This is a genomic window from Streptomyces sp. NBC_01551 (assembly GCF_026339935.1).
Taxonomy (GTDB): Bacteria; Actinomycetota; Actinomycetes; order Streptomycetales; family Streptomycetaceae; genus Streptomyces.
Window position 1 is genome coordinate 15,116 of the sequence record NZ_JAPEPX010000007.1, and the last position, 18,973, is coordinate 34,088.

General features: G+C 74.4%; 3 protein-coding genes and 1 pseudogene. All 4 read right to left on the bottom strand.

Features of this window, described 5'->3' with window-relative positions; all coding sequences use genetic code 11:
• Positions 1-47: 47 nt before the first annotated feature.
• Positions 48-3,836, bottom strand: a pseudogene (locus OG982_RS30750) (type I polyketide synthase); the annotation flags it as partial.
• A gap of 63 nt (positions 3,837-3,899) precedes the next feature.
• Positions 3,900-7,106, bottom strand: a complete 3,207-nt coding sequence (locus tag OG982_RS30755; RefSeq protein ID WP_266950248.1) for an SDR family NAD(P)-dependent oxidoreductase — start codon at positions 7,104-7,106, stop codon at positions 3,900-3,902.
• Positions 7,107-7,317: 211 nt separating this feature from the next.
• Positions 7,318-13,530, bottom strand: coding sequence for a type I polyketide synthase (locus tag OG982_RS30760; protein WP_266950245.1), 6,213 nt, complete (start codon positions 13,528-13,530; stop codon positions 7,318-7,320).
• 147 nt (positions 13,531-13,677) lie between these two features.
• Positions 13,678-18,973, bottom strand: a 5,296-nt coding sequence (locus OG982_RS30765; RefSeq protein ID WP_266950251.1) for a type I polyketide synthase, incomplete at its 5' end; no start/stop codon positions are given.

Genomic DNA, 18,973 nt, shown 5'->3' on the forward strand with positions numbered 1-18,973 from the left:
CCGAGCAGGGCCCACTGGCCGGGGGCGACGGTGGTGGCGGCCGGCAGGGCCAGCGGGCTCCACTCGACGCGGAACAGCGAGTCGTGGAAGGCGGTGCGGGCCGCCCGTACCTGGTCGGGGGTGACGGGGCGCAGCAGCAGCGCGTCGACGGAGGCGACGGGCGCGCCGGACTCGTCGGCGAGGTCCACGGAGACGGTGTCCTGGCCGGCGGGCGCGAGGCGGACGCGCAGGGCGCGGGCGCCGACGGCGCGGAGGCTGACGCCGCTCCAGGAGAACGGCAGCCTGCCGTGCTCGGTGTCCTCCAGCAGGGAGCCCATGCCGACGGCGTGCAGGGCGGCGTCCAGCAGGGCGGGGTGCAGGCCGAAAAGGGCGGCCTCGGCGTGCGCCTGCTCGGGCAGGCGGACCTCGGCGAAGACCTCGTCGGCGCGCTGCCAGGCGGCGGTCAGGCCCTGGAAGACGGGTCCGTAGGCGAAGCCGGAGGCGGTGAGGTGCTCGTAGAGGCCCTCGACGGGGACGGCGGTGGCGTCCTGCGGCGGCCAGGTCGTGAGGTCGGCGCCGGCGCGCGGCGCGGGGCGGGCGCCGGCGGGGGTGAGGAAGCCGGTGGCGTGCCGGGTCCAGGCGCCTTCGCCCCAGGTGTCGTCGGCGGCGTCCTCGGGCCGGGAGTGCAGGGTCAGCGAGCGCCGTCCGTCGGTGTCGGGGGCGCCGACGGCGAGCTGGATCTGGACGCCGCCGTGCGGGGGCAGGGCGAGGGGGGCCTGGAGGGTGAGCTCGTCGAGGAGTTCGCAGCCGGTGTGCTCGCCGGCCTGGAGGGCGAGTTCCACGAAGGCGGTGCCGGGCAGCAGCACGGTGTCCATGACCGTGTGGTCGGCGAGCCAGGGGTGGGTGGCCAGGGAGAGCCGGCCGGTGAAGAGGTAGCCGTCGCCGTCGGCCAGGGCGATGGCGGCGCCGAGGAGCGGGTGGTCGGCGGAGCCGATGCCGGCGGCGGTGACGTCGCCGGTCCAGGCGGTGGGCTGTTCGGGCCAGTAGTGGCCCCGCTGGAAGGCGTACGTGGGCAGGTCGACGCGGGTGGCACCGCGCCCGGCGAAGACGGCGGACCAGTCGGCCCGGACGCCGTGCGCGTGGGCCTGGGCGACGGCGGCGGCGAACGCGGCCGGTTCGGGGCGGTCGGCGCGCAGGGCGGGGACGAAGACGGCGTCGTCCCGGTCGTTCTCGCCGGTGAGGCAGTCCTGTGCGAGGGCGGTGAGGACTCCGCCGGGGCCGACCTCGACGAAGGTGGTGACGCCGAGCGCGGCCAGGCCGCGTACCCCGTCGTGGAAGCGGACGGCCTCGCGGACGTGGCGGACCCAGTAGTCGGCGGTGCAGATCTCCTCGGCGGTGACGGAGGCGCCGGTGAGGTTCGAGACGATCGGGATGACGGGCGGCGCGTAGGAGACGGCTTCGGCGGCTTCCCGGAACGCGTCGAGCATGCCGTCCATGAGCGGCGAGTGGAAGGCGTGGCTGACGGTGAGCCGCTTGGTGCGCCGGCCGCGGGCGCGCAGGGCCTCGGCGATCTCCTCGGCGGCGTCCTCGTGGCCGGAGACGACCACGGAGCGGGGGCCGTTGACGGCGGCGATGGACACCCGGTCGGTGAGGAGCGGGGTGACCTCGTCCTCGGTGGCCTCGACGGCGATCATCGAGCCGCCGGCGGGCAGGGCCTGCATGAGGCGGCCGCGGGCGGCCACGAGGGCGGCCGCGTCGGGGAGGGTGAGGACGCCGGAGACGTGGGCGGCGGCGAGTTCGCCGATGGAGTGCCCGATGAGGAAGTCGGCGGTGACGCCCCACTGTTCGAGCTGGCGGTAGAGGGCGACCTCGACGGCGAACAGGGCGGCCTGGGTGTAGGCGGTCGCGTCGAGCAGCGCCGCCTCGGGGGTGTCTTCGGCGGCGAACAGCACCTCGTACAGGGGGCGTTCGAGGTGCCGGTCGAGTTCGTCGCGGACCGCGTCGAGGGCGCGGGCGAAGCCGGGGTGGGTGGCGTACAGCTCGCGGCCCATGCCGGCGCGCTGGCTGCCCTGGCCGGTGAAGAGGAAGGCGGTGTTGCCGTCGCCGGCGGCGCCGAGGACGGCGGTCGCGGGCTGCTCGCCGGCGGCGAGCGCGTCGAGGTCGGCCAGCAGCTGCTCGCGGTCGGCGGCGAAGAGGACGGCCCGGCGGTCGAGGGCGGAGCGGCTGGTGGCGAGGGAGAAGCCGAGGTCGGTCAGGGCGGCGGGGTCCGCCGCGAGTGCGGGGTGGGCCCGCAGGTGGGCGGCGAGGCGGGCGGCCTGGGCGCGCAGGGCGTCGTCGCCCTGGCCGGAGACCAGCAGCGGCACGGGCCCGGTGGCACCTTCCGCGTCCACCGCGGCGTCAGCGCTGTCGGTGGCGCCCGTGCCGTCGGTCTTCGCGTCCGCGCCGGGTGCGTCGGCGGGCGGGGCCTGCTCGATGACGGTGTGGGCGTTGGTGCCGCTGACGCCGAAGGAGGAGATGCCGGCGCGGCGCGGCTGGCCGGTCTCGGGCCACGGCACGGCCCGGGTGAGCAGTTCGACGTCGCCGGTACTCCAGTCGACGGCGCTGGACGGCTGGTCGATGTGGAGCGACTCGGGCAGGACGCCGTGCCGTATCGCCTCGACCATCTTGATGATGCCCGCGACACCGGCAGCGGCCTGGGTGTGCCCGATGTTGGACTTGATGGAGCCCAGCCACAGCGGTCGGCCCTCGGGCCGGTTCTGGCCGTAGGTGGCCAGGATGGCCTGGGCCTCGATGGGGTCGCCGAGGGTGGTGCCGGTGCCGTGCGCCTCGATGACGTCGACCTGCGCCGGGGTGAGCCCGGCGTTGGTGAGCGCCTGGCGGATGACGCGCTGCTGCGACGGCCCGTTGGGGGCCGTCAGGCCGTTGCTCGCGCCGTCCTGGTTGATCGCGGAGCCGCGGACCACGGCGAGTACGGGGTGGCCGAGGCGGCGGGCGTCGGAGAGCTTCTCGACGAGGAGCATTCCGACGCCCTCGCCCCAGCCGGTGCCGTCGGCGCCGTCGGCGAACGGCTTGCACCGGCCGTCGGGGGCGAGCCCGCGCTGCCGGCTGAACTGCACGAAGGCGCGCGGGCTGGACATGACCGTGACACCGCCCGCGAGCGCCAGCGAGCACTCGCCGCCCCGCAGCGCCTGCACCGCGAGGTGGAGGGCGACGAGCGAGGACGAGCAGGCGGTGTCGATGGTGACGGCGGGGCCTTCGAGGCCGAAGGTGTAGGAGAGGCGGCCGGAGACGACGCTGGCCGCGTTCCCGGTGAGGAGGTACTGCTCGACGCCCTGGGGGACGCCGTCGCGGAGCAGGTCGGGGTAGTCCTGGCCGTTGGTGCCGATGAACACGCCGGCCTTGCTGCCGCGCAGCGTCGCCGGGTCGATGCCGGCGCGCTCGAAGGTCTCCCAGGACGTTTCGAGCAGCAGTCGCTGCTGCGGGTCCATGCCGAGGGTCTCGCGCGGGCTGATCCCGAAGAACGCGGCGTCGAACTCGCCGACCCCGTCGAGGAATCCACCCTCGCGGGTGTACGAGGTGCCCCGCTGGTCGGGGTCCGCGTCGTACAGGGACTCGATGTCCCAGCCGCGGTCGGTGGGGAAGTCGGTGATGGCGTCCCGGCCTCCCGCGACGAGGCCCCACAGGTCCTCCGGCGACTGGATGCCGCCGGGGAACCTGCAGGCCATGCCGACGATGGCGATCGGCTCCGGCTCCTGGGCCTCGACCTCGCGCAGGCGCTGCCGTGTCTGGTGCAGATCGGCCGTCACCCGCTTCAAGTAGCCGATGATCTTGTCCTGATCCGCTACCTGATCCGCCATTGGAACCTCACCCATGTTCGTCACAAACCCTTGCGCTGCTACTGCCTGCTGTCCGCTGTGCTGCTAGATACCGAGCTCGTTCTCGATGAAGTCGAAGAGCTCGTCGGTCGTGGCTTCCTGGAGCTTCTCGGCCACGGCCCCGCCGCTCGAAGGGGCTTGCGGTTCACCCCATTTCGCGAGGAGGGCCTGCAGGCGCGAGGCGATGTCGGCCCGCGTCTCCCCGTCCGGATCGAGGACGGACAGCGCCGATTCGAGCTTTTCGAGTTCCGCGATGCCGGGGGCGGCCGCGGTGCTGCCGTCCTGGACGATCTCGGCGCGCAGGAACTCGGCCAGGACCGCGGGGGTCGGGTGGTCGAAGACCAGCGTCGCCGGGAGCTTCAGCCCGGTGGCCGCGTTCAGGCGGTTGCGGAGCTCCAGCGCGATCAGGGAGTCGAAGCCGAGCTCCTTGAACGCGCGGCCCGCGCCGACCTCGTCGGTGGTGGGGTGCCCGAGCGCGGTCGCCGCGTGGGAGCGGACCAGTTCCAGTACGGCCAGGGCCTGTTCGGCCTGCGCCATCACCGACAGCCGTCGGCGCAGCGCCTCGGCCGGGGAACCCTCCCCGGCCGGGCCGCCCGCTTCACCGGCGGCCGACGCGGCCTGCGCGAGCCGCCGCACCTCGGGCAGGTCCGCGAGGAACGGGCTGGGCCGCACCGCGGTGTAGCCCGGCGTGAACCGCTCCCACTGGATGTCGGCGACGGCGACGGCCGGCTCGGCGTGGTCGAGGGCCTGCTGGAGCGCCCGGATCGCGGCGCGCGGCGCCATGGCGGGCACGCCGCCGCGGTCGAGCCGCTCTCCGATGGCGCCGCCCGCGGCCAGTCCGCTGTCACCCCACCGGCCCCAGGCCACCGAGGTGGCGGGCAGGCCGTCGGCGTGCCGCTGCTCGGCGAGGGCGTCCAGGTAGGAGTTGGCGGCCGCGTAGTTGCCCTGTCCGGCGTCGCCGAGGGTGCCGGCGACTCCGGAGAAGAGCACGAACGCGGACAGACCGAGGTCGCGGGTCAGCTCGTGGAGGGTGAGCGCCGCGTCCGCCTTGGGGGCGAGCACGGTCGCGAACCGCTCGGGGGTCAGCCCGTCGATGACGCCGTCGTCGAGGACGCCGGCGGTGTGTACGACGGCGGTCAGCGGCCGGTCGGCGGGGACGGAGGCCAGGAGGGCGGCGAGGGCGTCGCGGTCGCTGACGTCACAGGCGGCGAGCGTGACCTCGGCGCCCAGCGCGGCCAGTTCCTCGCGCAGCCCGTCCGCGCCGGGCGCCTCGGCCCCGCGACGGCTGGTCAGGATCAGGTGCTCGGCGCCGTTCTCCGCCAGCCAGCGGGCCACGTGCGCACCCAGGGCGCCCGTACCACCGGTGACCAGCGTCGTCCCGGCCGGACGCCACTCGGGCGCGGTCGGCGCGTCGGCGAGCGGGGCGTGGACCAGACGCCGGCCGAACAGCCCGGAGGCGCGGAGCGCCACCTGGTCCTCGGAGCCGTCACCGGCCAGGACTCCCACGAGCCGTTCGAGCGTGCGGTCGTCGGCCTGCGCGGGCAGGTCGAGCAGACCGCCCCAGCGGTCGGGGAACTCCAGCGCGGCGGTGCGGCCGAAGCCCCACAGCAGGGCCTGCGCCGGATCCTGGAGCCGCTCGGAGCGGGAGACTGACACGGCGCCGCGGGTGACGCACCACAGGGGCGCGGCGACGTCGGCGTCCCCGAGGGCCTGGACGAGCACGGCGGTGCCGAGGAGCCCGGCGTGGGCGCGCAGCGCGGCCCCGTCGTCGCCGAGGGCGAGGAGGGAGAGCACCCCGGCGGGGGCGGGGGCCCCCTCCGTGGCGGCCTTCAGGACGGCGGTCAGCGCGTCCCGGCCGGCCGCGTCGGCGGCCACGGTGACGGTACGGACCTCCGCGCCCCGGTCGGTGAGCGTACGGAGAACAGCGGCGGCCGCGTCACCGGCCGCTCCGGAGACCGCCTCGGGCACGACGACCAGCCAGGTGCCGGAGAGCCGGGCGCTGGTGGCTTCGGTCAGGGCCTTCCAAGTGACCCGGTAGCGCCAGCCGTCGACGGTGGACTGCTCACGGCTCTGCCGCCGCCACGAGGACAGCGCGGGGAGCAGGGCGGTCAGGGGCTGGTCGCCCTCGATCCGCAGTTCGGCGGTGAGCGCGGCGAGGTCCTCGCGCTCGACGGCGTCCCAGAACCGGGCGTCGATCACGCTCTCGCCCGTCAGCTCACCCGCTTCGACCGCCGCGGCCTCCGGCCAGAACCGCTGCGACTGGAAAGCGTAGGTCGGCAGGTCCACGCGCCGGGCGCCGGTGCCGGCGAAGACCGCGTCCCAGTCGACCGTCACGCCGCGGACGTAGGCCTCGCCCAAGGAGAGCCAGAAACGCTCCAGACCACCCTCGTTGCGGCGCAGGGAACCCAGGATCGCGGCCTCGCGGCCCGCGTCCTCGACGGTCTCCTGCATCCCGACCGTCAGCACCGGGTGCGGACTCGACTCGATGAACACACCGAAGCCCTGCTCCAGGAGCGTGCGGGTCGCCTGCTCCAGCTCGACTGTCTGACGCAGGTTGCGGAACCAGTAACCGGCATCCAGCTCCGGCCCCTGCACCCACTCACCGGTGACCGTGGACAGGAACGGAACCTCCGCCGCCTGCGGAACGATCGGGGCGAGGAGTTCGGCCAGCTCGTCCCGCAGCAGTTCGACCTGCGCGGAGTGCGAGGCGTAGTCCACCGCGATCCGCTTGGCACGAACCCCGTCCGCCTCACACGAGGCGAGGAGCTCCTCCAGGGCCTGGACCTCGCCGGAGACGACCACGGAAGACGGGCCGTTGACCGCGGCGACGGAAATCCGCTCCTCACCCCACGGCGCGATCCGCTCACGTACCTCGGCAGCGGGCAGCGGCACGGACACCATGCCGCCCAAGCCGGCCAGCACCCGCCCGATCGCCTGACTCCGCAAAGCCACGACACGAGCCGCGTCCTCCAGGGACAAGATCCCGGCGACGCAGGCGGCCGCGATCTCACCCTGCGAATGCCCGATCACCGCACCCGGACGCACACCCGCCGAACGCCACACCTCAGCCAACGACACCATCACCGCGAACAGAGCCGGCTGCACGACATCCACCCGGTCGAGCGAGGGCACGCCATCGGCACCCCGGAGCACATCCACCAACGACCAGTCGGTGAAGGGCTCCAGCGCCTTCGCACACTCATCCACCCGGGCAGCAAACACGGGTGAAGCGTCCAACAGCGCCTCCGCCATGCCCACCCATTGCGACCCCTGTCCGGGGAACACGAACGCGCTCTTGCCCCCGATGACCGACCCCTGGACGAGCAGGGGTGCGGTGCCTCCGGCGGCCAGGGCGGCCAGGCCCACGAGCTGTTCCTCGGGGTCCCGGCCGATCAGTACCGCGCGCCGGTCGTGTGCCGTGCGGGTCGTGGCCAGGGAGTGGCCGACGTCGACGCGTCGCAGGTCAGGACGGGTGGCGAGGTGGTTCAGCAGTCGCTCCGCCTGGCCGCGCAGCGCCTTCTCGGTCTTGGCCGTCAGCGGCCAGGGCAGCGGGGTCCGTCGGTCGGAACCGGTGTCGTCCGGGGTGGTCGCGGTCAGTAGGGGGGGGGGTCGACGACGCAGGGGTCGCCTGTTCGTCGGACCCCTGTTCCGCCGGGGCCTGCTCGATGATGGCATGGGCGTTGGTCCCGCTGAACCCGAACGACGACACTCCCGCTCGCCAGGGGCGGCCCCCGGTCTCGGGCCAGGCCCGCTGTTCGGTCAGCAGGGCCACCTCGCCCGCGCTCCAGTCCACGTGCGGGGTGGGCTGGGCGATGTGGATGCTCTGCGGCAGCATGCCGTGCTGCATGGCCAGCACCATCTTCATCACACCGGCCACGCCGGCGGCGGCCTGCGCGTGACCGATGTTGGACTTGATCGAGCCGAGCAGCAGCGGCTGATCGGCCGGCCGGTCCTGCCCGTACGTGGCCAGCAGGGCCTGCGCCTCGATCGGGTCGCCCAGGGTCGTACCCGTGCCGTGCGCCTCCACGACGTCCACCTCGGCCGTCGTCAGGCGGGCGTTGGCCAGGGCCTGGCGGATGACGCGCTGCTGGGAGGGGCCGTTCGGAGCCGTCAGGCCGTTGCTCGCGCCGTCCTGGTTGATGGCCGTACCCCGGACCACGGCCAGCACGGGGTGCCCGTGGCGCCGCGCGTCCGACAGCCGCTCCACGAGCAGCATGCCGACGCCCTCGGCCGGGCTGAAGCCGTCCGCGTCGGCGGAGAACGCCTTGCAGCGGCCGTCGGTGGACAGGCCTCGCTGGCGGCTGAACTCGATGAAGGTGCCAGGCGTGGACATGACCGTCACACCGCCGGCCAGGGCCATGGAGCACTCGCCGCTCCGCAGCGCCTGCACCGCGAGGTGCAGGGCCACGAGCGATGCCGAGCAGGCCGTGTCGACGGTGACCGCCGGGCCCTCCAGGCCGAAGGTGTACGAGAGCCGGCCGGAGACGACGCTGCCCGCGCTGCCGGTGGCCAGGTGTCCTTCGAGGCCGTCGGCCGCACCCCGTACGAGGTGGGAGTAGTCGGAGCCGTTGGTCCCGACGAACACGCCGGACTGGCTGCCGCGGAGGGTGTCCGGGTCGATGCCGGCCCGCTCGAAGACCTCCCACGAGGTCTCCAGCAGCAGCCGCTGCTGCGGGTCCATGGCCAGGGCCTCGCGCGGGGAGATCCCGAAGAACGCCGGGTCGAAGGCGGCCGCGTCGGAGAGGAAGCCGCCCTCGCGGGTGTAGGAGGTGCCCTGCGCGTTGGGGTCGGGGTCGTACAGCGCCTCGACGTCCCAGCCCCGGTCGGCCGGGAACTGCGAGAGGGCGTCGCCGCCGGAGGCGAGCAGCTGCCACAGTTCCTCGGGGCTGCGGACGCCGCCGGGGAAGCGGCAGCTCATCGCGACGACGGCGATCGGCTCGGCGTCGGACGCGGAGGCGGAGGCAGTCGGTACGAGCGTGGCGCCGACCGCGCCCTGCCCGGCGAGCTCTGCCCGCAGGTGGCGGGCGAGGACGGTGGGCGTCGGGTAGTCGAAGACGAGGGTGGGCGGCAGCTTGAGGCCGGCGGCGGCGTTCAGGCGGTTGCGCAGCTCAACGGAGGTGAGGGAGTCGAAGCCCAGCTCCTTGAACGCCCGGCCGGCCTCGACGGCGTCGGGCCCGGCGTAGCCGAGGACGGCGGCGACGGCGGTACGGACCAGCTCCAGCAGCAGCCGTTCCTGCTCGGCCTCGGGCTGCCCGGCGAGCTGCCGGGTGAGGACGGCGGCGCTGCCGGTGTCCTCGGCCGCGTCGGTACGGGCGTGCTCCATGGCCTGCCGCGCCTCGGGCAGGTCGTGCAGCAGCGGCCGGGCGCGGCCGGAGGTGAAGGCCAGGACGAAGCGCTTCCACTCCATGTCGGCAACGGTCAGCGTGGTCTCGTCACGGTCCAGCGCGTGCTGGAGTGCGCTGACGGCCCGCTCGGGAGCCATCTCGATGACGCCGTGGCGGCGCATCCGGTCGCCGACGGCGCCTTCGGCCATGCCTCCGTCGCCCCAGGGGCCCCAGGCGAGGGAGGTGGCGGGCAGCCCGGCGGCGCGCCGGTACTCGGCGAAGGCGTCGAGGAACGCGTTGCCCGGCGCGTAGTTGCCCTGGCCGGGGGCGCCGAAGGTGGCGGCGAAGGAGGAGAAGAGGACGAACGCGGACAGGTCGAGGTCGCGGGTCAGCTCGTGCAGGTGCAGCGTGGCGTCCACCTTGACCCGCAGGACGCGCTCGACCTGCTCGGGCGTGAGCGCCTCGATCACTCCGTCGTCGAGGACGGCGGCGGTGTGTACGACGGCGGTCAGCGGCCGGTCGGCGGGGACGGAGGCCAGGAGGGCGGCGAGGGCGTCGCGGTCGCTGACGTCGCAGGCGGCGAGCGTGACCTCGGCGCCCAGGGCCGTCAGTTCCTCGCGCAGCCCGTCCGCGCCGGGCGCCTCGGCCCCGCGGCGGCTGGTCAGGATCAGGTGCTCGGCGCCGTTCTCCGCCAGCCAGCGGGCCACGTGCGCACCCAGGGCGCCCGTACCACCGGTGACCAGCGTCGTCCCGGCCGGACGCCACTCGCGCACCGGCGGGGTTTCGGCCAGCCGGGCCCGCACGAGACGTCGCACGAAGAGCCCCGAGGACCGCACGGCCACCTGGTCCTCGGCGGCGTCCCCGGCAAGCACGCCGACGAGTCGTCCGAGCGTCCGGGCGTCGGTCTGCGCGGGCAGGTCGATCAGACCGCCCCAACGCTCGCCGTGTTCCAGGGCCGTGACGCGGCCGAGTCCCCAGATCGGGGCCTGCGCGGGATCGGCCTGCTGCTCGGAACGGCCCACGGACACCGCGCCACGGGTGACGCACCAGAGCGGAGCGGCAACGTCGGCGTCACCGAGGGCCTGGACGAGCGCGAGGGTGGCGATCACCCCGGCGGGCGCGGCGGAGCCGATCGGCTCCGCTTCGGCCCCGGCGGGGGTCAGGAGGGACAGCACGCCCGCCACGGCGGGGCCGTCGGCGAGTGCCTCACGGATCCGCTCGACCAGCTCGGCACGGGCGTCGTGGGTACGGGGGACCGCGATCTGCCGTACATCGGCCCCGTGTTCGGCGAGCGCGCGCACGACGGCGTCGGCTCCCTCACCGGCCTCCGGGACCGCGACGAGCCAAGTGCCGGTGAGACGGGTGGCGGCGGGCTCGGGAGCCGGCTTCCAGGTGATCCGGTAGCGCCAGCCGTCGACCGTGGAGCGCTCCTGCCGACGGCGCCGCCAGGAGGACAGCGCGGGCAGGAGAGCGGTGAGCGTCTCGTCCCCGTCGATGGCCAGCTCGGCGGTGAGGGCGGCCACGTCCTGGCGCTCGACGGCCTCCCAGAAGTGGGCGTCGGCGGTGTCGGCCGGGGACACGGCGGGGCCGGCGTCCGGGGCGGTACCGCTTTCGAGCCAGAAGTGCTCCTGCTGGAAGGCGTAGGTGGGCAGGTCGACGCGCTGGGCGCCGGTGCCGGCGAAGACCGCGTCCCAGTCGACCGTCACGCCGCGGACGTAGGCCTCACCCAAGGAGAGCCAGAAACGCTCCAGACCGCCCTCGTTGCGGCGCAGGGAGCCCAGGATCGCAGCCTCGCGGCCCGCGTCCTCGACGGTCTCCTGCATGCCGACGGTCAGCACCGGGTGCGGACTCGACTCGATGAACACACCGAAGCCCTGCTCCAGGAGCGTGCGGGTCGCCTGCTCCAGCTCGACTGTCTGACGCAGGTTGCGGAACCAGTAACCGGCATCCAGCTCGGTGCCGCTGACCCATTCGCCGGTGACCGTGGACAGGAACGGAACCTCCGCCGCCTGCGGAACGATCGGGGCGAGAAGGGTGTCGAGCTCCTCACGGAGCAGCTCCACCTGCGCCGAATGCGAGGCGTAGTCCACCGCGATCCGCTTGGCACGAACCCCGTCCGCCTCACACGAGGCGAGGAGCTCCTCCAGGGCCTGGACCTCGCCGGAGACGACCACGGAAGACGGGCCGTTGACGGCAGCGACGGAAATCCGCTCCTCACCCCACGGCGCGATCCGCTCACGTACCTCGGCAGCGGGCAGCGGCACGGACACCATGCCGCCCAAGCCGGCCAGCACCCGCCCGATCGCCTGACTCCGCAAAGCCACGACACGAGCCGCGTCCTCCAGGGACAAGATCCCGGCGACGCAGGCGGCCGCGATCTCACCCTGCGAATGCCCGATCACCGCACCCGGACGCACACCCGCCGAACGCCACACCTCAGCCAACGACACCATCACCGCGAACAGAGCCGGCTGCACGACATCCACCCGGTCGAGCGAGGGCACGCCATCGGCACCCCGGAGCACATCCACCAACGACCAGTCGGTGAAGGGCTCCAGCGCCTTCGCACACTCATCCACCCGCGCGGCGAACTCGGGCGAGGCGTCGAGCAGCCCCGCCGCCATGCCCACCCACTGCGAGCCCTGACCCGGGAACACGAAGGCGGTCTTGCCACCGACCACGGACCCGGTCACCACACCAGCGGCCAGCGAACCCGACGCAACCGCAGCCACACCGGCAGCGTGATCGCCGAGAACGACGGCCCGGTGATCCAGCCCCGCACGCGTCGCCGCCAACGACCAGCCCACATCCAGCGGATCCACACCCGGCACACCCGCCAGCCAGCCGGACAGCCGCTCCGCCTGCGCCCGCAACGCCCCCGCGCTCTTGCCCGACAGCACCCACGGCACCACCGGCATCCCAGAACGAACATCCGGCTCAACGGACTCAGCCGTATCCGCGTCCGCCTCCGGCGCCTGCTCCACGATCACATGCGCGTTCGTCCCGCTGAACCCGAACGACGACACACCCGCACGACGCGGGGCACCGGTCCGCGGCCAGGGGACGCTCTCGCCGATCAAGGAGACGGCGCCCGCCTCCCAGTCCACGTGCGGGGTCGGCTCGTCGAGGTGGAGGGTCTTGGGGACGACGCCGTGCCGCATCGCCTCGACCATCTTGATGATGCTCGCGACACCGGCCGCGGCCTGGGTGTGACCGATGTTGGATTTGATGGAGCCGAGCAGCAGCGGCCGGTCCGCCGGCCGGTCCTGCCCGTACGTCGCGAGCACGGCCTGCGCCTCAATCGGGTCGCCCAGGGTCGTACCCGTGCCGTGCGCCTCCACGACGTCCACCTCGGCGGTGGTGAGGCGGGCGTTGGTGAGCGCCTGGTGGATGACGCGCTGCTGCGAGGGCCCGTTGGGGGCCGTCAGGCCGTTGCTCGCGCCGTCCTGGTTGATCGCGGAGCCGCGGATCACGGCCAGCACCGGGTGTCCGTTGCGCTGCGCGTCCGACAGCCGCTCCACGAGCAGCATGCCGACGCCCTCGCCCCAGCCGGTGCCGTCGGCGGCGGCCGCGAAGGGCTTGCAGCGGCCGTCGGCGGCCAGGCCGCGCTGGCGGCTGAACTCGGTGAAGGTGGCCGGGGTCGCCATCACGGTGACCCCGCCGGCGAGGGCCATGGTGCACTCCCCCGCCCGCAGGGCCTGCACCGCGAGGTGCAGGGTGACCAGGGAGGACGAGCAGGCCGTGTCGACGGTGACGGCGGGGCCTTCGAGGCCGAAGGTGTACGCGACGCGGCCGGAGGCGATGCTGCCGGAGCTGCCGGTGCCGAGGAAGCCCTCGACGCCTTCGGGGACGGAGTCGAGGCGGGCGGTGTAGTCGTGGTACATGACGCCGGCGAAGACGGCCGTCCGGCTGCCGCGCAGGGACGTCGGGTCGATGCCGGCCCGCTCGAACGCCTCCCAGGAGGTCTCCAGCAGGAGCCGCTGGTGCGGGTCCATGGCCAGGGCCTCGCGCGGGGAGATGCCGAAGGGGGCGGGGTCGAAGCGGGCGGCGTCGTAGAGGAAGCCGCCCTCGCTGACGTAGCTGGATCCGGCGCTGTCGGGGTCGGCGTCGTAGAGCGACTCCACGTCCCAGCCCCGGTCGACGGGGAACCCGGAGACGGCGTCGTCACCGTCGGCGACGAGCCGCCACAGGTCCTCGGGGCTGCGGACGCCGCCCGGGTAGCGGCAGCTCATCGCGACGATCGCGACGGGTTCCTGGTTCTGCTCCTCCACCTCGCGCAACCGCCTGCGGGCCTGGCGCAGATCGGCGGTCGCCCGCTTGAGGTAGTCGCGAAGCTTGTCCTCGTTCACCATGTGCGTGGGCTCCATGCCAGAGAGGCGGTCGTACGGGTCTGTCCGTGGGGTGTTCGGGGTGTTCGGGGTGTTCGGGGTGTTCGGGGTGTTCGGGGTGTTCGGGGTGTTCGGGGTGCCGGGCGGGGCGGGGTGCCCCGCCCGGCGTGCTCAGGCGCCGAGTTCGTCGTCGAGCAGGTCGAAGAGCTCGTCGTCGGTCACCGCGTCGAGGTCGTCGTCGGTGTCCTCGTCGGTGCCGGTGCGCCGTCCGGTGTCCTGGCCGGCGTTCCACTTGGCCATGAGGGCCTGGAGGCGCATCGTGATCCGCGAGCGGGTGACGCTGTCCGCGTCCGTCGCGTCCACCGCGCCCAACGCGCTTTCCAGCCGGTCGAGTTCACCGAAGACGGTGGGTCCGCCGGCGCCGAGGGGCAGGGCGGAGCGCAGGTATCCACTGAGCTGTTCGGGGGTCGGGTAGTCGAAGATGAGCGTGGCCGGGAGCCGGAGTCCGGTGGCAGCGCCGAGCCGGTTGCGCAGCTCGACGGCGGTCAGCGAGTCGAAGCCCAGCTCCTTGAACGCGCTGCCCGGTTCGATGGCGGCCGCGCCGTTGTGGCCCAGTACCTGGGCGACGTGGGTGCAGACCGTGTCGAGCAGCACCCGGTCCCGTTCGGCGGGCGGGAGTTGGGCCAGCCGATCGGCCAGCGTCCCCGGGGCGTCCGCGGAGGCGCCGCCGCTCGTCCTGCGTCGTACGGGTGTACGGAGCAGGCCGCGCAGCAGCGGGGCGACGGTGTCGCCCACCTGGGCCTGGAGGGCGGCGAGGTCGATCCGGGCGGGCACGAGCAGGCTCGCGCTCCCCGGCTCCCCGGCCTCGGCGACCGCGGCCGTCGACGCCCGCAGGGCAGCGTCGAAGAGGGCCAGCCCGTCGGCCTCCGACAGCGCGTTCATGCTGCCGCGGCCGAGGCGGCGCCGGTCCTGGTCGTCGAGGGTGGCGGCCATGCCGGCCTCGTCGTCCCACAGGCCCCACGCGAGCGAGAGGCCCGCCAGGCCCTGGGCCCGGCGGTGCTGGGCGAGCGCGTCGAGGAAGGTGTTGCCGGCCGCGTAGTTGGCCTGTCCGGCGTTGCCGAACACGCCGGCCGCCGAGGAGAACAGGACGAACGCCGCCAGGTCGAGGTGCCGGGTCAGCTCGTGCAGGTTCCATGCCGCGTCGGCCTTGGGCCGCAGCACCTTCGCGACCCGCTCGTGCGTGAGCGAGGTGACGGTGCCGTCGTCGAGCACACCGGCGGTGTGCACGACGGCCGTCAGCGGGTGTCCGGCCGGTACGGAGGCCAGCAGGGCGGCCAGCGCGTCCCGGTCGGCCGCGTCGCAGGCCGCCCAGGTGACCCGGGCACCCGACGCGACCAGCTGATCGGCGAGTTCGGTGGCGCCGTCCGCCGCCGCGCCCCGCCGGCTGGTGAGCAGCAGGTGACGTACGCCGTGCTCGGCGACGAGGTGCCGGGCGAACAGGCCGCCCAGGGTGCCGGTGGCCCCGGTGATCAGGACGGTGCCCTCGGGGTCGACGGCGCGGGTGGCGCCCTCGCCCTCGCCCTCGCCCTCGCCCTCGGCTGCGGCCGCGGGCGCGGGCGGGGTGAGGGCCGCGCGGGCCAGCCGGGGCGCCCGTACGGTCCCCCCGCGCAGGGCGAGCTGGGTCTCGTCGGTGGCGAGCGCGGCGGGCAGGGCCCCGTAGGAGGGGGCCTCGCCGTCGAGGTCGACCAGGACGAACCGGCCGGGGTGCTCGGCCTGCGCGGAGCGCACCAGGCCCCACACGGCGGCGTGCGCGAGGTCCGTGACGTCCTCGTCGGGGTCGGCGGCGACGGCCCCGCGGGTGACGACCGCGAGCCGGGAGGCCGCGAACCGCTCGTCCGCCAGCCACCCCTGGACGAGGTCCAGGGCGTGCGCGGTCGCGGCGTGCGCGGCCGAGGCCGCATCCGGTGCCGCGAGGTCGGGCGCCGGCGAGACGAGGACCGTCTCCGGTGCCGGCTCCCCCAGGGCCTCGGCCACGTCGAAGGCCTCGCCCAGGGCGTTCAGGTCCGGGTACGCCGATCCGCAGGCGTCGTCGAGGATCCCGGCCCGTTCCAGGCCGGCGCCGGTCTTGAGCGGGTCCGCGCCGAGCAGCGCCCAGCCGGCACCGGACTCCGGCGCGGCTTCGGGCAGCGTCAGGGCGGTCCAGTCGACCTGGAACAGCGCCTCGCGTACGGGTCCGGTACCGGAACCGGCGGCGGCAGCGATGCCGTCGGCGGCGAAGGGGCGCAGGACGAGCGAGTCGACGGTCAGGACCGGCTCCCCGCTCCCGTCCCACAGGGTCAGCGTCACCGCGTCCCGGCCCGCCGGTGCCATCCGTACGCGCAATCCGGCAGCGCCGGCGGCGTGCAGCCGCACGCCGTCCCAGGAGAACGGCAGCCGCGCGCCCTGCGGGCCCTCGGGGAAGAACTCCCCGAGGCCGACGGCGTGCAGGGCGGCGTCGAGGAGCGCGGGGTGGAGACCGTACGGGGCGGCTTCCGGGAGGCGGTCCTCGTCGAGGGTGACCTCGGCGAACACCTCGTCCCCGAGCCGGTAGGCCCGGCGGAGGTTGCGGAAGGCGGGGCCGTAGCCGAGTCCGATGCCGTCGAAGCCCGGGTACAGGTCGTCAACGGGGCAGGCGACGGCACCGGCCGGCGGCCACTCCCCCAGGGCCTCGATGCCGGTGTCCGTGGCCTCGGGGGCCAGGACGCCGTCGGCGTGACGGGTCCACGGCTCGTCGGGGGCGGTCTGCTCGGGGCGCGAGTAGACCTGGAAGGCCCGGCGCCCCTGCGCGTCCGGCTCGGCCACCGCGAGCCGCAGCTGCGTCCCGCCCGTCTCCGTCAGCACCAGGGGCGCTTCGAGGGTCAGCTCGTCCAGGCGCCCGCAGCCGGCGTGGTCGCCCGCACGGACGGCCAGTTCGACCAGCGCGGCGCCCGGCAGCAGGACGGTGCCCGCGACGCGGTGGTCGGCCAGCCAGAAGTGGGTGCGCAGGGAGAGCCGCCCGGTGAAGAGGAACCCGTCCGAGTCGGGCAGGTCGACCGCCGCGCCGAGGAGCGGATGCGCGGTCGGGCCGAGCCCGGCGGACGCGACGTCGCCACTGAGGGCGTGGGCGGGCGCCTCCAGCCAGTAGCGCTGGCGCTGGAAGGGGTACGTGGGCAGGTCGGCCCTGCGTGCGCCGGTGCCCGTGTAGTACGCGTCCCAGTCGACGGCGATGCCCCGCAGGTGCGCCTGGGCGAGGGCCGAACCGAGGGTGGCTTCCTCGGGGCGCTCCGCGCGCAGGACGGGGAGGAAGGCCGCACCGTCGCGGGTGAGGCAGTCCTGCGCGAGTGCGGAGAGGACGGCCTCGGGGCCGAGTTCGAGGTAGGTGGCGGCTCCCGCGTCCTCCAGGGCGCGGATGCCGTCGAGGAACCTGACGCCCTCGCGGACGTGCCGGACCCAGAAGTCGGCGGAACCCATCTCGTCGTCGGTGACGAGGGCGCCGGTCAGGTTGGACACGATCGGGATGCGGGGGCTCGCGTACGTCAGCCCCTCGACGACCTCGCGGAAGGCGTCGAGCATGCCGTCCATGTGGGGCGAGTGGAAGGCGTGGCTGACGGTCAGCCGCTTGGTCTTCCGGTCGGGGAACGACTCGGCGATCGCCGTCGCGGCGTCCTCGTCGCCCGCGACGACCACGGACTGCGGGCCGTTGACGGCCGCGATGCTGACGCGGTCGGTCAGCAGCGGCAGGACCTCGTCCTCCGACGCCTGCACGGCGATCATCACGCCGCCGGCGGGCAGCGCCTGCATCAGGCGGCCACGGGCCGCGACCAGGGCGCACGCGTCGTCCAGGGACAGCACCCCGGCGACGTGCGCGGCGGCTATCTCGCCGATGGAGTGGCCGGACAGGTAGTCCGGCTGCACGCCGTACGACTCCAGCAGACGGAACAGCGCCACCTCGACCGCGAACAGGGCCGGCTGCGCGTACTCCGTACGGTCGAGCAGGTCCGCTTCGTCTCCGAACAGGGCCTCCTTCAGCGGCAGTTCGAGGTCCAGTCGCTCGCCCACCGCGTCCAGGGCGGCGGCGAAGACCGGGTAGGTCTCGTACAGCTCACGCCCCATGCCCAGCCGCTGGCTGCCCTGTCCGGTGAACAGGAACGCCAGCTTGCCGACGGTCGGCGAGCCTTCCAGCAGGCCGGCCGCCCACTCGCCCTCGGCGAGCGCGGCGAGACCGGCCAGGAAGCCCTCGCGGTCCTCCGCGACCACGGCGGCGCGCCGGTCGAGGGCGGTCCTGCTCGTGGCCAGGGCGTGGCCGACGTCCACGAGGGACAGTTCGGGGTGCTCGACCACATGCGCCGCCAGGCGCGCGGCCTGGTCGCGCAGGGCCTGCGGGTCCTTCGCCGAGAGGAGCCACGGCAGGCTGCCCGGCACCCGGGCCGGCACGGTCCCCGCCTCGGGCTCCACCGGCTCGGGGGCCTGCTCGATGACGGCGTGGGCGTTGGTGCCGCTGAAGCCGAACGAGGAGACGGCGGCCCGGCGCGGGCGGCCCGTCCGCGGCCAGTCCGTGGCCGAGTCCAGAAGGCTCACGGCTCCCGCCGCCCAGTCGACGTGCGGGGTCGGCTGGTCCACGTACAGCGTCTTGGGCAGGACCCCGTGCCGCATCGCCATGACCATCTTGATGATCCCGGCGACACCGGCGGCGGCCTGCGTGTGGCCCATGTTGGACTTGATCGAGCCGAGGAGCAGCGGCCGGTCCGCCGGGCGGTCCTGCCCATAGGTGGCCAGGAGCGCCTGGGCCTCGATCGGGTCGCCGAGGGTCGTGCCCGTGCCGTGGGCCTCCACCGCGTCGACGTCGGCGGCGGACAGACCGGCGTTGGAGAGGGCCTGGCGGATGACGCGTTGCTGCGAGGGCCCGTTGGGGGCCGTCAGGCCGTTGCTCGCGCCGTCCTGGTTGATCGCCGTACCCCGGACCACGGCCAGCACCGGGTGCCCGTTGCGGCGGGCGTCGGAGAGGCGCTCCACCAGGAGCACCCCGGCGCCTTCGGACCAGCCCGTGCCGTCGGCGTCGGCGGAGAACGCCTTGCAGCGGCCGTCGGCCGCGAGGCCCCGCTGCCGGCTGAACTCCACGAAGGCCGCGGGAGTCGCCATCACGGTCACGCCGCCCGCCAGGGCGAGCGAGCATTCCCCGCTGCGCAGCGCCTGCACGGCGAGGTGCAGGGCCACCAGGGAGGAGGAGCAGGCGGTGTCGACGGTGACCGCCGGGCCCTCCAGGCCGAAGGTGTACGAGAGCCGGCCGGAGATCACGCTGGCCGCGTTGCCCGTGCCGAGGAAGCCCTCGACGCCTTCGGGCAGTGCCGCGAGCCGGGAGGCGTAGTCGTGGTACATGACGCCGGCGAAAACGCCGGTCCGGCTGCCGCGCAGGGTCCGCGGGTCGATGCCGGCCCGTTCGAACGCCTCC